Genomic DNA, 15,741 nt, shown 5'->3' with positions numbered 1-15,741 from the left:
GTTAAACGCTAGTTGGGAGGAGGCGGGAGCTTTTAAAAGTAGAAGGAGACCTACTTTGAGACTGTTTAAATTACCCATCATCTGTTGCTTAGCTATTGCAACCCCACTCTCTGCTCAGACTTTAGAACAGGCTGTTGCCATTACCTTGGCGACGAATCCTGAGATAAAAAGTATTTTTAATGAGTTTGTGAGTGTACAAAAACGAAACGATGCCGCAGGTGGTGCTTATAGGCCGAGTATCGACCTTGATGCTGGTATTGGTTACGAAGGCATAAACCCTGCACCAAATAACGGCCCCGATACGGATCTAACACGAAAGGAAGCGACGATTTCCCTCACTCAATTGCTGTGGGATGGTTCCGCGACGCTGAACGACATTGATCGTACCGCCGCAGAAGCAGAGTCGGTACGTTTGCAATTGATCGCGGATGCCGAAGACAAAGCGCTGGAGGTAACACAAATCTATCTAGATGCAGTGAAAGCCACTGAAGTGCTGGCACTGTCAGAAAGTAATCTTTCAATACACAAGAAAATCTATAAAGACATAAAGAAACGAGCGAATTCAGGCATAGGTTCGACAGCTGATGTATCGCAGGTAGAAGCTAGGATTGCGAAGGCTCATGGTAATTTGTTGGCCGCACAGAATAATTTGATCGATACCCACACCCAGTTTAGACGAGTGGTGGGTCAAGAACCCCTAGGCTTAATTTACCCAAGAGCCGATATTTCTAAAATTCCTTTGTCGTTAACTGACGCCATTGTTGATGCATTAGACCAACACCCAGTGATCAAAGTTGCAAACGCAGATGTCGATTCAGCCCACTTCCAATACAAACAATCAAAGGGCGTGAACTACCCTACCTTCTCCATCGAGGCTTCTCAGTCGTGGCGTGATGATGCAGGTGGCGATGAAGGCTCAAGTCAAGAGACCCTCGCGATGCTACGCATGCGATATAACCTCTACAACGGTGGTACCGATAGTGCTAATTCAGAAGCTGCAGCTTACCAACTCAATAAAGCAAAAGATCTAAGAGATCGTGCTTATCGACAAGTTGAAGAAGGCCTTCGCCTCTCTTGGAGTGCATTGGATCTGACGTTGCAACAAAAGAACTTCTTGTCTGATCACGTGGATTCGGCGTCAGAAACCGTTATCGCTTATGAGAAACAATATCGAATCGGTAAACGTACGCTACTGGATCTGCTTAACACTGAAAACGAATTGTTTGAAGCCCGCAAAGATTACTTAGATGCGCATTACTCTGAACAGTACGCTAAATACCGTGTAATGAACGCGACAGGCTCTCTATTGAACGCTCTACTGGTCGACATTCCAGACGAGTGGACAACGGCAGTGGAGTATTAATGATGAAAATACCTTACTTATTACTTCCCGTGTTAACGATGACTTTATTTGCCTGTTCAAACCAGCAGGAAGAGGCTTATATCGAGACACCTGAAGCAGAACAGATTGCAGACCTGCAAGACGATGATAGAGATGGTGTGGTGAACGCTCGTGATATCTGTCCAGGTACGCCTGAGACATCACAAGTCGACAATGATGGTTGTGGAGAAACGATTCTTGCGGAAGAAGTCAGACAACTAAAAATACTCTTTGCTCATGACTCATTTGAAGTGAGCCCGATCTTCTCAGACCAGATCAGCACGATGGCAGAGTTTCTTGAAACCTACAAAAGTGCCTCGATTGAAATACAAGGCTATGCGAGTAAAGTGGGTTCTAACGAGTACAACTTAGACCTATCAAAAAAACGAGCAAACAATGTTCAAGACGAGTTACTGTCGAATGGTATCGAACCAGAGCGAGTGCGAATTATCGGCTATGGTGAAGAGCGCCTAGAAAGCGATGGCGACGACCCTACTTCACACGCATTGAACCGTAAGGTAACAGCGACGGTGGTAGGGTTAAGTGAACAAATCGTAGAGGAATGGACCATATTTACCACGCTTGAAAAATAGCGTGACATTGTCACTGTGGATCTAGATGTGACATAGAGCGAGTGTCGAACAACAGCAGCTTAGTTATAAGATCAATAAAGCCGTGATAGGGTTGCCCATCACGGCTTTTTTGTTCTTTGTCGTCACATAAGTCGAGGGAGACTCTGTGACTCTTCTTGCTACTCAGAAGTTGACTTGTTACTCAGTGAGTAGGCTCCCTATTAAGCGAGCCGACTACCGATTATAGTTTTACTTCTTGATGCTTAGTTTTCGGTAGAGAAATACTTAGCAGGAAGTAACCTAAGATAGCTGCAGTCGTTGAGCCCATAAGGATACCTAATCGAGCAAGCGTATCAAAATCTGCGTTCGTTGGACCAAATGCCAGTGACGAGATAAAAATAGACATCGTAAAGCCAATACCACACAACACAGATACCGCGAAGATGTTCATGAAGTTCACACCTTCAGGAAGCTTAGCTACGCCGGTTTTCACAGCACCCCAGCTGAATAGGAAGATACCCAGTGGCTTACCAATCAATAGACCCATAGCAATACCAAGCGGTAGCATACCTGTAAGGTTTGAAATTGAGATGCCTTCTAGTGAGATACCTGCGTTTGCAAATGCGAAGATTGGCAAAATTGCAAAAGCGACGTATGGGTGCAGAGCATGCTCTAAGTGTTTCAGCGGAGAACGCTCCCCTTTATTGCCTTTCAGTGGGATAGCAAAACCAATTACTACACCTGCCAATGTTGCGTGAACACCAGACTTCAATACTGCGAACCACAGAATTGCACCAACAATAAGATAAACACTCAGCTTAGTCACATGCTTGTTGTTTAGCATGAACAACACACCAGTCGCGATGAAGCCAACTGTAAGTGCAAGTGTTGATAGGTCGCCTGAGTAGAACAGTGCAATGATAACAACAACACCTAGGTCATCGATAATTGCCAATGCTAGTAGGAATACCTTCAAGCTTACCGGTACACGGTTACCAAGAAGAGCCATAATACCCAATGCGAATGCGATATCAGTCGCTGCTGGGATAGCCCAACCTTGAAGCGCTTCAGGGTTACTTGAATTAAATAGCACGTAAATAAGTGCAGGAGCTAGCATACCACCCACAGCTGCGATAGCTGGGAAGATTGCTGTCTCTTTAGACTTTAATGCGCCTTCTAAAAGTTCGCGCTTAACTTCTAAGCCGATTAGAAGGAAGAAGACAGCCATTAAGCCATCGTTAATCCAGTGAGACACAGACATACCAAGAACGTAACTGTGAAGTACACCTTGGTACATTTCGTTCAGTGGTGAGTTTGCTACAAACATTGCGATCGCCGCAGCGATGACTAGTATGATGCCGCCAGCAGATTCCATTTTAAAGAAGTCACGGATGACGTCGGTCATGATTTCGCCCTTATATTTATTATTTAAATAAACGAATAACAAAGAATAACCACGAGTTTATATCCAAGTTTAATTGATAGATAATCACTTCTTCGGATGTTTAACTTCGGTTTTTCCTACAAATACTAAACAATACGTCGTATATTCCATAATGTTGTTATGCACCATGAATTAAGTATAGATGAGATCATCGAACCTGTATGCACAATTCATTGGGGGACGCTAAAAGGCGCAGGCATAAAAAAAGGCTATCAAATTATAGCCTTAGGTGTTTTTTAGTAGCCAGTTAACTGCATAAAGCCTGTCGCTTCATGACTCCCGCTCGCCTTAATCGGCCCTTCCCAATATGGTATGACAAATGGAAGCCACATATCCCTGCGTATAATACGCGTTGTGAGGTTGATATCATGCTTAGGGACGTTAATGATCCACTGCAAAGGCATCCGTCTTCCATTCATCAACGTTGTATTTTGCAATGGTTGAATGGAAATGTCGGATTCCGTTAATTGGTAAACTTTGCCTGAGCGCGTTGCTAATGTCCCGAATATGTAAGGCAACTGTTGGTTATGACGATAGCGGTTAATGCTCAGCGCTGTGCCGTCATCGAGGTTAAATACAAACCAATCCCAACCTTGTTGGCCCACTCCAAGTAAGCCACTGCCCCACTCTTTATGTACCCACGCAGTTCCTTCCACTTCCTTGGTAACGCCGTCTAGGTTCAACACACCACTCAACGATAAAAATGGAGCGCTGAAGTTATAAGACGCGACAGGTAATAAGTCGTGCTTTTTCTGATAACCGTTATCGCCGTTGAGCACATAGGGCCCTTTTGCAATGGTGTCGAGTTCAAGTCCAAACGTGTCTGTTTGCACTTGAAGGCGTCCTGGGAATGGGGTGTTGCCGAGTGCACGCCAGTTCCAGTTATCAATCCAAAGCCTGAATGGACGATTAGTCATTCCCGCTTGGCCAATGCCGCCACGAGCCATGCGCTGTTCTTTCCATACTTTGGACTTAGAAGAGACCACTACATTTGAGATATAGACTTGAGGGCTTTGCCACCCTGGTGTTTCACGTTCGTCCGTTGCGATACGGAAAAAGCTCCACTGGACCGAATAGTCTTTACCATCATCACCTTTCAAAGATGCAAAGTAATGCCACCACTCGTGCTGAAACTCTGGGTGGAACTTAAAATCTTGTGGTAGCGAAACATTACGGTCTGGCAAAACAGGTTCGAACACATTGAAGTGTTCATTAACCAATATTGAGTTAACTTCATTCACGCCCTTTTCACCAGGATCGATGAAATAGGAGTAATAACCCCAAACACTTAAAAAGATGCCGAAGAAACTGATTAATAGCAGAGAAGACAGAATTCGTTGTCTTAACTTAGTTGAAGTATTCCGTAAAAACATACTAAAGCGCATCCCTCAGTGACTTCATCGGAGTGTTCCGAATCATTCTCATCACTGGTAAAGCACCAGCTAGCATCAATGCTGCCATGGCCCATGCAAATGTCTGCAAATAGTCCCAAGGAATCACTTGTAACTCGAGTGACCACCCAAAAGACTGCTTTATCACGATATCAACAATTAGGCTCGCTAACGCCAATCCGAGCGGAATCGCAATTAAGGAGGAAATAAGCCCAAACACAAACAACTGCAAACTACCTGTCAGGATCAGCTCTTTCGCCGAGACACCCAAACAGCGCTGCAAGGAAATATGCCTTTGGCGAGACACTTCTCCCGCAACCGTCGCAAAGAAAATACCGAAGACGGCGATAACCAAGGTGATGTTACCTAATGTATCTGCAATCGCGAACGTCCTATCGAACACCCGCATTGCTTGACTGTGAATATTGTTGTTATCGAAAACGCGCTCGGAGCCAAGCCTGAATACGCTTTCTAATCGGCTGCGAAGCCCTAATGAATTCACATCGTCTTTGAGTATGACCCCAAGGCCGACATTACCCCGCCCTGCAAACCCATACAGCCAGTTTCGATGCGACATCATGACTTGATGGTAAGGGTTACCATAATCGTAATAAACACCGACAACCTGCCAACCAGAGCCGAGACTGTCATAGAGGTCAATGTAGTCGCCAGGGCGAATCCCCAGCTTGAGAGACATCGATTCACTGATCAACACACCTTTAGAGTGATGTAAGTGATACCAGTAATTCGGAATACCTAATTTGATCGTCAGCGCTTCTAGCTCACCTTCAGAAGGACCCGTACTGATCACCTGAATGCTACCAACTGGAGACGCCACATCTTTCTCCCAACGCCACCAAACCGAATCCACTTCAGGTTGGTCGGATAACCAATTACTCATACGAGCAGCGGCATTGTTGGTTGGGTAGATATACAGATCGGCAGCCAAACGCTGTGTTAGCCATTTATCAGTGGTATCTCTAAAGCTACCGACCATGGTTTCTACACCAATATTGGCTGTTAAGGCCAACATAAACGCCATCGTCGCCACGCCACGGTAACTCATACTGGAAGCAGCATCAGCAAAGAACCAGCGAGCGCGAACCCAACGCAAAGAATAAGAGAGGCTGTTAAATAACTTCCACATCAAAAACGGGGTAAATAGCGCCACACTGATCAGCATTAGCGCGATAATCGCAAAACCCGTCTCTTGAGTCTGAGGGGCTTGATACACGGCGACAGCGGCAACCAAGAAACCACAGCCAATCAATGCTTGCCAAGTAAACTCCGTACCCGCAAAGCGCATCAAAGATAAGCGAGAGGTCAAACGAATCGGTTGTGATCTAAGCAAGCGCACCAATGGCCAAGCGCACGCTAAAAACGCACCAAGTAACGCCATCAATAAGCTGTAGCCGCTCCATCGCCAATTCCAGTCGATCGTTAAGCCAACGTTGGCGTCGTATAAGTCGCCTAAGCTTGAAGATACCGCTGGTAACAATTGGTTGGCTAACATGACACCGAATAAATTACCGCAGATCCAGCTCAGTACGACCAATATCAACAATTCTAAGCAAAGCGCTTTAGCCAATTGCCAGCCCGATACACCTGTTTGTCTTAAGATTCCGACTAACGGTTGGCGCTGAATAAATGACAACGACATCGCTTGATAGAAAATAAATAAACCAACCACAAACGACAGCATACCCATCGCTTTTAGGTTTAAGTGGAACGCACTGGTCAGCGACTCAAGCTCTGCCTTAGAGCTACGAGAGATCGTCAAACCATTAGGTAACATATTTTTAAGACGTTCAAACTTCTCAGTGGGCATGTCTGAACAAGCAATCACTGAAAGCCCAGCACTGCGTTTAAGCATTCGGAGCAAGGAGATATCCGCAATCAACCTTGTACCATTAATCATATTATTTTGATCAACAACCACAGGACCAAGTTCAGAACCATCCATCAAAGGGATGTAATCACCGTTGTGCCATTCCATGTGTTCAGCAAGATCATCACTGACAAGGATTGGATATGGTGGCTTCATGAGGTTCAAAGCGGTGAGATCTTTTAACGCTATACCAGGTTGTAGCTGAAGCATAGAAACAGGATCTATACCGACAACCATGAAGTTTGCGCCATTTTCATCAGTGATACGATGGTGATCAAGAGGAGAACACTGTTGAAAACCTTCACGGCGAAGTTGGATATAAAAGCCTTGCGGGATTTTATTGGCGTTGTGTTTTGGTCGAATACGGTAAGGAAGTGGATTCGAAAAGAGTTTTTCGCCATGCGCATAGCTTTGCTTGGCGTGTTGGTTGATAGCAGTAACACCAACCAAAAGTGATACGCCGAGGGTTAAACCAAGCCATACCAAAATAATCTGCAGTGGGTAACGTCGATAGTGACCGAGTAGTGCCTTAACTACGGGCCATAACATGCAGTTGCCCTCCTTGCAGACGGATCCTACCATCCATATGCAGAGCTACTTTTTCACTGTGTGTTACCAACAGCAACGTACATTCTAATTGACGAGCCAAAGAGGTCAGCAAACGCATTACCGCTTCTGCATTACGCTCATCTAAACTACCGGTCGGCTCATCGGCCAGCAATATTTTTGGTTCCATATACAGCGCACGCGCAATGGCCGCACGTTGTTGTTGGCCACCAGACGCTTCTTCAGGGTAACGGCCAAGTAAAGGCATAAGATCTAAAGCAGAGAGAATCTGTCTCCAGAGACCTTTGTCTTCAGGTAAGCCTTTTAACTGGCGGCAAAAACGGATGTTATCGGCAATATTTAACGTTGGCAGTAAGTTGAATTGCTGAAAAATATGGCCAATGTTGTTTCTGCGATAAGCGGTGCGGTCACGCTCGGTTGAGTCGTGCATATTGAAGTGAGGAAAAGCGATTTCACCTGAGTCCGCTAGGTCTAAGCCCGCGATAAGATTCAGTAAAGTACTTTTACCTGAACCGCTTTCTCCCATTAATGCCAGCTGGTCACCTTGGTTTAATGTTAATTCAGCACCTTGCAAAACAGGGTGAAACTCCCCCCCATCGACATAGCCTTTACATAGGTCTGACAGCTTTAACATTAAACAGCTCGCATTAGTTAGAATTTGGAAGGAGAATCTACACTAATTCCCTGTTAGGAGGAAGTATTTTGAAAGATAGATCACACGCCAACGATAAAGTGATGCGATTGGTGCGCCCTACTTCAACTTCCTATCAAGTTTTTAATCCATTTTCTTGTTTTCATGCGATAGAGCGATCCGCCCCACTTGAGGACTTCTTCCGTTAGGAAAAGCAGATATACCCACTCAGGTGGAAACTTAAAATAGATAGCCGCGATGGCTGCCAATGGGATACCGATCACCCACTGAGCAATCAAATCTTGATAGAGGCAGAACTTCACATCACCACCCGCTCTCAACACCCCAACGATCACAGTCAATGGCACCGAGCGAATGACAATACCCACACAGAGGATCAGAATGAACTTCTCTGAGAGGGCTCTGGTTTCTTCCGTCAGTGCGCTAAAGGCATTAAGTATTGGCGTTTGAACGAAATAGAGAAAAACGGCTACAACAATACTAGTTAAGAAACACAAAATTGTTAAGCCAAGCGCTTGATAGTAAACCGCTTCATTGTTTTTCGCACCAAGTTGATTACCCACCAAAACAGCTGCCGCATTCGAAAGGCCAATCAATAAACTCAATGAGATAGATTCAACCGGCGTCATGACTGAAAGCGCAGCCAGACCTTGAACGCCCGATTGCCCCATGATCACGTGGTAAGCAAACAAACCACCCGCCCATGCTAAGAAGTTAAACGTGGTCGGCAGAGACAGCTTCAAGAAGCGAACCACCTTATCAATCGAAGCTGCCGCTTTAATATCGCAAAACTTAAATGCTAATAAATGCTTAGAGAAATAGAGATAACCAAACAAAGTCGCGACTTCAATCGCGCCACTCAGTACCGTCGCAATCGCCGCACCTTTGATTCCAAGCGCAGGAAAACCTAAGTTACCGAAGATCAGCACCCAGTTTAAGAACACGTTAGACAGGATGCCGATACCGCTGAAAAATGTACTTAGCCCGGGTTTGTGCATCGCTCTCAAACCCACAGCCATACTGCTGACACACGATACCGCTAGCATGCTAAATGACGTAATTACGATGTATTCAACGCCTAAGTTGATGACCTCTTGAGAGTCGGTCGTCACGCCCATGATTTGTGCAGGAAATGAAACGAAAAACGCGATAGTCAGTAAAGCAAACAGTGTCGACACCAGCCACGTCAGCGCAGTGCTTTCTCTCACACCTTGTCTGTTACCCGCGCCCCAATATTGAGCAGTAAGAAGAGCACCGCCCGTGGTAACACCCACCAGCATAATGGTCGTCACGAACATCGCTCGGCTCGCCACCCCCACAGCTGCGATGTCTGCTTCGCCAAGTTGGCCCAACATCAATACATCCACCAAGCCTCGGCTTGAAAACATAATGCTCTGCAAGGTGATGGGCAGTGCAATCGCAATAAGCCTGCGAACAAAATCACCTCGTGTGTGATGAATAATTGAAGAGAGCAACATAGAGAGACACCTAAACGGAACGTATTGATGAATAAAGATAAATATCGCGCTATTATATCAATGTTCGGTTTTTAACCACAGATATAAATGGAGTAACAATGAAGAAAGTACTGGTTTTAGGCGCTTCTGGATATGTTGGTTCGCAACTCCTCCCTCTCCTGCTTGAGCAAGGCTATCAAGTCACGGCAGCAGCAAGGCATATCGACTATTTAAAGGCACGGACCGAGCCTCACGAAAGCTTATCGCTTGAGTATCTTGATCTGGCCGATCAAGCTGCGACACAAGCCTTAGTCCCCGACTTTGATCTTATCTTCTTTCTCGTCCATGGCATGGCGGAAGGCCACGACTTTATCGATTATGAGCTGAACTTAGCCCGTAACTTTGTTTCTGCTCTTGGGCCAAAGAATCAACACGTCATCTACCTGAGTTCTTTACAGCCTCAGACTGGTGATTCAGAGCACCTTCAAGCGAGAAAGAAAACCGGCGAATTGCTTCGTAAAGGGCCTGTACCCGTTACCGAACTTCAAGCTGGCGTGATCATTGGCCCAGGATCTGCGGCATTCGAGATCATGCGAGATTTCGTGTACAACTTGCCGATTATGATTGCGCCAAAATGGGTTGACTCTAAAGCCAACCCGATTGCTTTGCAGAACCTGAACCACTATTTACTAAAACTCGCACAAGACACGCCTAGCGAAAGCCAAACCTTTGAGGTTGGCGGGCCGGATATTGTCTCTTACCGAAACCAATTTGCTCATATTGCTAAAACCGCCGATCGTCCACTCAAACTATGGGCGACATCGCTACTGACACCAAAGATTGCTTCATATTGGTTAGGTGTGGTGACTTCTGTACCGTCTAACATAGGTAGAGCACTACTTGCAGGCTTAAAGCACGACTTCATCGCCAGTTCGACCATCATTAGAGAAAAGTACCCTCAGAAGCTTATCTCGTTCGAAAATATGGTTGAACAAGCCATTCACGCTGAAGGAAACTTTGTCAAAAGCAATGTATGGGGCTTTGATAAAACCGCATTCAAACGCTGGCAAGCTGGGTATGGCTATTACCCGAAGAAAACAGGCGCAAGTATCACCTCAAGCGCTTCATTGGAATCGCTTTGGCATGTTGCTCAGCAAATCGGAAGCCCGAAGCAAGGTTACTTCTTTGCTAACACTTTATGGCGCACACGCGAATGGTTGGATGTTCTTTTCGGTGGCGGTGTACCGGTTCGACAAATGCCAGAAGGGCCCAACCTAAAAGTCGGTGACAAAATCGATTCATGGAAGGTCATTCGCTGTGAAGAGAATCAGTTTTTATCCCTGCTTTTCGGTATGAAAGGCCCCGGTTTAGGGCGACTCGAGATTACCGTCTCTGACCACGGTGACTCTCGCGAGCTGAATATTTCAGCGTGGTGGCACCCTAAAGGCTTTCTAGGGTTACTGTATTGGTTTGCTATGATGCCAGCCCACCTGTTTATTTTTAAAGGCATGGTGAAGGCAATTGAGAAGCAGGCTAAAGAACAGGATTAAAAGCAGATGCGAGATTCGGGTAACGGGATGCGAAAAGACTTAACAGCAAATTAGCGACACGCGCTATGAGAGGCAAAAAAAGAGCGGATAATTCCGCTCTTCGTATCTCTCATCTCGAATCCGCTATTAGCCGATAACGCTAATTGGGATCTCAGCCAGTTGGTTGCCTTGGTTAGCAGGGTAAACGATGTATTCACCGTGATACTTCACCGCAGACTTATAGTCTGTTACTTTGTGAAGCATGAAGCCCGCTTCCATCGCCGCTTGGATGAACTCAGCATGGTTGCCACGAACAAACCAGTTCATTGGCTTAACCATCAACTCCCCGTCGAAAGAGTCGTCACACTGTTTACCGCATAAAGCAAAAGAGTGCTCGCCATCGGTGAAGAATTGAATCTTGCCGCCAGTCGTTAGCTCGTCTTCACTCGATACGCTCCAACCCATCTCGTACATTTTGTCCATGAACGCTTCAACATCACTGTCTTTTAGCGTTTTAGGCTCTTCGCCTTCAGGGAAAAAACGTCCGTAAAACGCAGAAATACGTTTAAAGGTAAAAGTTAAATCAGAGTTGTTGCCTTTTGAGCGACCCTGTTTCTGCCAGCGAACTAAGTCAGGCACAATCACGCGATCATAAGCTTGAGATTTAATCGCTTTTGTTACCCAACGAACAAGATAAAGGTTGTTCGCGATAGGTGCGTCGATCGCTTTACCAGACTTATGCAGAGCATACAGCTCGCCCAGCGCATCGTTCACTAACTTCTGAATTTCAATATAGTATTTTGACATTATGCCTTCTTTCCTAATGTCCAATATAGTAATGCTGACAGTATTGCACATGCTGCCATCATCATAGCCATTGGCCCTGCAGTGTCACTTGGTAGCATAGCAACAATTGCCCCCACTACAGAACCAGTACCAAATCTTAATGTGCCTGCAAGCGAAGAAGCTGTGCCGGCCATATTCGGGTATCCGCTTAAAAGCAGTGCCATTGAGTTACTACCAATGGTAGACAGTGTGCCGATAAACAGCATCACGAATGGCACAATACCCCACAAACCGATATCTAACATCCAACCGACTAACAGACCTAAGCCCGCAAACAGTTGAATGGTTAAACCGACTCTGAGCATAGCGTGAGAGCCCACTTTCTTAACGATTCGACCGTTGATGCTCGTCATCAAGATCATAGCAACAATATTCAAGCCGAACAGGTAGCCAAACAGATCAGGGCGAACGCCATAGATATCGATGTAAACGAATGAACCTGCCGTTAAGAACGCAAACATCCCTGAAAATGAGAATGCACCAGAGAAAATCAGGCCCATCGCCGTTGGGTTCTTACACAGTCGAGCATAGTTACGAATCGTTGTTTTAAAGCGCAATGGTTGTCGGTTTTCTGCAGGAAGCGTTTCTGGGATCTTCATCGATACCGCCAGAATCACGATCACCGCAAAAATAGCCAGAACCCAGAAAATTGAACGCCAACCGAACCACAACGCTAAGTAACCGCCAATCATCGGAGCAACCAATGGCGCAACTGTCATCACCAAAGTAACGAAAGACATGGTTCTTGCGAAATCTTCACGATCGAACATATCTCTTACCACCGCTTGGATGATAACGGCCGCCGCAGCACCAGCAAAACCTTGAGCGGTACGGATGTAAGTCAGCGCTTCAATGCCATGAGTTGTCGCACTCACCATAGAAGCGATAGCAAACAAGAACACACCAATAAGCAGTACAGGCTTGCGACCATAGCTATCCGCCAACGGGCCATGCAGCAACTGCCCCAGCGCGAAACCTGCGGTATAGGCTGTTAGTGTGATTTGTACCTCACCCGCCGTCACACCAAGATCTTTAGCAATGGTCGGCATCGCTGGCAGATACATATCAATGGCTAGCGGAGTAAGTGCACCAATCGCACCTAGAATCAAAAACAGCACTAAGCCTAATTGAGGTGTTTCTAGTTGGGAGCTTTGGCTCTGTGAGGTCGATGTTTGCATGGTTCTCCGAATGTTCAACTGATAGAGCTAGGGACTAGCGTGAGTACGCGAGTCAAAGATTGGCTGAGACTTTCCTAGTACCAGTCAACATCATCAGCCGACGCTATCCATGGTCGGCTTTACAACGAAAGGGCTATTTCCAGCAAAAGTGGTCTCTTGTTAAGAACAATTTCTTGTTAAGAGCAACTTCTAGCTAAGGACTACTTCCAGATTGAATCGACTTCTTCTTGCGTTAGGTAACGGTATTCACCTAACTCTAAAGATTCGTCCATCTCAATTTCGCCAATACGTTCACGGTGTAGTGCTTCTACCTTGTTACCAAGAGCAGCAAACATACGTTTAACTTGGTGGTATTTGCCTTCGTGAATCGTTAGCAGCACTTCACGCTCTGCACGAACTTCTAGGTGTGCAGGAAGTGTTAGGCCATCTTCGCTCTTAAGCTGGATGCCCTCTTTGAATTTTTCAACGTAATCGTCTTCAACAGGTTCAACCAACCACACACGGTACGTCTTCTCGCACTTGTGCTTTGGCGAAGTGATACGGTGAGACCACTTACCATCGTCTGTAATCAACACAAGACCTGTTGTATCAATATCTAGACGACCAGCAAAGTGCAGCTTGTCCATTTTGATTTCATCAAGTAATTCAAACGCGATACGATTTGCGCCATCTTCATGCGAACAAACAAAGCCTTCTGGCTTATAAAGCATGATGTAACGTGGGCCGTGAACATTCAGTTCATTGCCTTGCCATTCCACAACGCACTCTTCAGTTACCTTGAGTGAGCCGCTTTTTTGAATGACATCATTTACTGTCACTGCCTTGGATTTTAATAAGTGTGTTGCTTCTCTTCGAGTGACGCCTAATGCATCGCACAGAAATTTATCTAAACGCATGAATACCTCAACTAATCTAAGTCGGGTATTATAGTCACCTTTGCTCAATTAGTTGAGCTATTTCACACTATTTGTTTTCCTTCTTACAAGACGCGATATGTATACACTCCGCCCGTACCAAGCTGATTCTGTAAAATCAGTGATTCATTACTTCAGAAAACACCAAACTCCGGCAGTGCTCGTGCTTCCGACAGGTGCAGGAAAAAGCCTTGTGATTGCAGAGCTAGCAAGGCTTGCGAAAGGTCGAGTTCTGGTACTCGCTCACGTTAAAGAGTTGGTCGAGCAAAACCATGAAAAGTATGAAGGTTATGGGCTAAAAGGCTCAATTTTCTCTGCGGGTTTAGGGCGAAAAGAGACAGACCAACAAGTGGTGTTTGCTTCGGTTCAATCTGTGGTTCGCAACCTCGATTCATTCTCTAACCAATTTTCACTGTTGGTTATCGACGAATGCCACCGTGTGCCAGATGAAAAGACCAGTAGCTACCAAAAAGTGATCACCCACTTGCGCGAGAATAATTCGGGCATCAAGGTGCTTGGATTAACAGCGACCCCATATCGTCTTGGGATGGGTTGGATTTATCAATACCACACTCGCGGTCAAGTGCGTTCAGATGAGCCACGTTTCTTCCGCGACTGTATCTTTGAGCTGCCGATTCGTTACCTGCTCGATGAAGGTTTCTTAACTCCTGCAAGCATGATTGATGCACCCGTGTTGAGCTATGACTTTTCGCAATTAAAGCCCGCGAGCACTGGTCGCTACAAAGAAGCAGAACTCGACATGGTGATCGAGCAATCGAAACGAGCGACCCCACAGATTGTCGATCAGATTATTCACCTAGCCCAAGATAAACTAGGCATCATGGTATTCGCTGCGACCGTTCGACACGCGCAAGAGATCCTCGGCTTATTGCCAGAAGGTGAAGCTTCAATTGTGATTGGTGATACACCAACTCTCGAACGTGACCAAATTATCAGCGACTTCAAAGAACGTAAAATCAAGTTCTTGGTTAACGTATCGGTATTAACCACAGGTTTTGATGCGCCACACGTCGATTTAATCGCGATTTTGCGCCCGACAGAATCCATCAGTTTGTATCAACAAATCGTTGGCCGTGGCTTACGCCTATCTCCGGGTAAAAAAGAGTGTTTGGTGCTCGACTATGCTGGCAACAGTTACGATCTTTACCAACCTGAAGTGGGCGATCCTAAACCCGACTCAGACAGTGAAATCATCACCATCCCCTGCCCAGCATGCGGCTTCAACAATAACTTCTGGGGCAAGCTAGACAGCAATGGCTTCTTGCTCGAGCATTTTGGCCGTAAATGCCAAGGCTACTTTACCGATGAAGACACGGGCGAACGCGAACACTGTAATTATCGCTTCCGAGCCAAATACTGCGGTGAATGCGGCGCTGACAACGACATTGCCGCGCGCATTTGTCATGAGTGTAATGCCACCTTGGTCGACCCAGATAAAAAGCTTAAGGAAGCGTTAAACCTAAAAGATGCGTTGGTGTTTGAGTGTTTAGAGATGGATCTTAACGTTCTCAAGGACGACAAAGGTAAGTCGCAACTTAAAGTCACTTACCGTGGCGAAAACCAAGCGCAAGTGCATGAATTTTGGTCATTAACCACCAAGAAACAGAAGCAGAACTTTAAAGATCAGTTTGTTCGCCCTCACCTTGCCGACAGACACCGCCCTTTTGAGGAAGCCTCACCAACGAAAGTGGTTGCTCACCAACATAGATTCCGCCCACCTCAATTCGTGATTGCACGTAAAGTCGGGCGTTTTTGGAAAATGAGAGACAAGATATTCGAAGACGAGCTTCAGCAACGTTAACATCTCATTTTTTGAGAACCTAAATCTCATTATTCATCAGGTTCACTTTCTGTTCAGAATTACTTTTTTATACTGAACGCTATCAACCTTCTCTAGGATT

General features: G+C 45.8%; 12 protein-coding genes. 4 read left to right on the top strand and 8 right to left on the bottom strand.

Annotation, left to right across the window (positions count from 1 at the left end):
- The first annotated feature begins 55 nt into the window (after positions 1-55).
- Both AB4493_RS18710 and AB4493_RS18705 read left to right on the top strand, forming a co-directional pair.
- The gene (locus AB4493_RS18710) at positions 56-1,363 is read left to right on the top strand and encodes a TolC family outer membrane protein (protein WP_372122355.1); all 1,308 of its coding nucleotides are present in this window, start codon (positions 56-58) and stop codon (positions 1,361-1,363) included.
- Positions 1,363-1,974, top strand: a complete 612-nt coding sequence (locus tag AB4493_RS18705; protein WP_372122357.1) for an OmpA family protein — start codon at positions 1,363-1,365, stop codon at positions 1,972-1,974. Before AB4493_RS18710 ends, AB4493_RS18705 begins: the two co-directional genes overlap by 1 nt.
- A 220-nt stretch (positions 1,975-2,194) precedes the next feature.
- Here the strand turns inward: AB4493_RS18705 and nhaA are convergent, their stop codons facing one another.
- From nhaA to AB4493_RS18680, 5 genes are all read right to left on the bottom strand, one after another.
- On the bottom strand, positions 2,195-3,358 hold the full coding sequence (gene nhaA, locus AB4493_RS18700) for a Na+/H+ antiporter NhaA (RefSeq protein WP_017070606.1): 1,164 nt from the start codon (positions 3,356-3,358) through the stop codon (positions 2,195-2,197).
- 275 nt (positions 3,359-3,633) lie between these two features.
- A complete protein-coding gene (locus AB4493_RS18695) occupies positions 3,634-4,782 on the bottom strand; it encodes a lipocalin-like domain-containing protein (RefSeq protein ID WP_017068753.1) in 1,149 nt (382 codons plus the stop codon).
- Complete coding sequence (locus AB4493_RS18690) at positions 4,772-7,225, bottom strand: ABC transporter permease (RefSeq protein WP_017060386.1); 2,454 nt, start codon at positions 7,223-7,225, stop codon at positions 4,772-4,774. The genes AB4493_RS18695 and AB4493_RS18690 overlap by 11 nt, the downstream gene beginning before the upstream one ends.
- Positions 7,206-7,877 (bottom strand): ABC transporter ATP-binding protein, encoded by a 672-nt coding sequence (locus AB4493_RS18685; protein ID WP_017060385.1) that lies wholly within the window; start codon positions 7,875-7,877, stop codon positions 7,206-7,208. Before AB4493_RS18685 ends, AB4493_RS18690 begins: the two co-directional genes overlap by 20 nt.
- A 122-nt stretch (positions 7,878-7,999) precedes the next feature.
- Positions 8,000-9,373, bottom strand: a complete 1,374-nt coding sequence (locus tag AB4493_RS18680) for an MATE family efflux transporter (protein ID WP_372155591.1) — start codon at positions 9,371-9,373, stop codon at positions 8,000-8,002.
- A 98-nt stretch (positions 9,374-9,471) separates the two neighbouring features.
- Between AB4493_RS18680 and AB4493_RS18675 the strand changes: the two genes are divergently transcribed.
- Positions 9,472-10,902, top strand: coding sequence for a DUF2867 domain-containing protein (locus tag AB4493_RS18675; protein ID WP_017065397.1), 1,431 nt, complete (start codon positions 9,472-9,474; stop codon positions 10,900-10,902).
- 126 nt (positions 10,903-11,028) lie between these two features.
- Here AB4493_RS18675 and AB4493_RS18670 read toward each other — a convergent pair whose 3' ends face one another.
- The 3 genes from AB4493_RS18670 to rsuA form a co-directional block, all read right to left on the bottom strand.
- Positions 11,029-11,688 carry a DUF2913 family protein gene (locus AB4493_RS18670; RefSeq protein WP_017060382.1) on the bottom strand — a complete coding sequence of 220 codons (660 nt, stop codon included), beginning with the start codon at positions 11,686-11,688 and terminating at the stop codon, positions 11,029-11,031.
- Positions 11,688-12,905 carry a Bcr/CflA family multidrug efflux MFS transporter gene (locus tag AB4493_RS18665; RefSeq protein WP_017060381.1) on the bottom strand — a complete coding sequence of 406 codons (1,218 nt, stop codon included), beginning with the start codon at positions 12,903-12,905 and terminating at the stop codon, positions 11,688-11,690. The genes AB4493_RS18670 and AB4493_RS18665 overlap by 1 nt, the downstream gene beginning before the upstream one ends.
- A 200-nt stretch (positions 12,906-13,105) precedes the next feature.
- A complete protein-coding gene (rsuA, locus tag AB4493_RS18660) occupies positions 13,106-13,801 on the bottom strand; it encodes a 16S rRNA pseudouridine(516) synthase RsuA (RefSeq protein ID WP_017060380.1) in 696 nt (231 codons plus the stop codon).
- 97 nt (positions 13,802-13,898) lie between these two features.
- Between rsuA and AB4493_RS18655 the strand changes: the two genes are divergently transcribed.
- Positions 13,899-15,641: a DEAD/DEAH box helicase gene (locus AB4493_RS18655; protein ID WP_372155590.1), complete on the top strand. Its 1,743-nt coding sequence runs from the start codon at positions 13,899-13,901 to the stop codon at positions 15,639-15,641.
- The last annotated feature ends 100 nt before the right edge of the window (positions 15,642-15,741 follow it).

Origin of the sequence: Vibrio sp. 10N.222.55.A1, from assembly GCF_041473835.1 — a bacterium.
GTDB classification, from domain to species: Bacteria; Pseudomonadota; Gammaproteobacteria; order Enterobacterales; family Vibrionaceae; genus Vibrio; species Vibrio crassostreae_C.
This window is presented reverse-complemented; position numbering and strand designations above follow the sequence as displayed.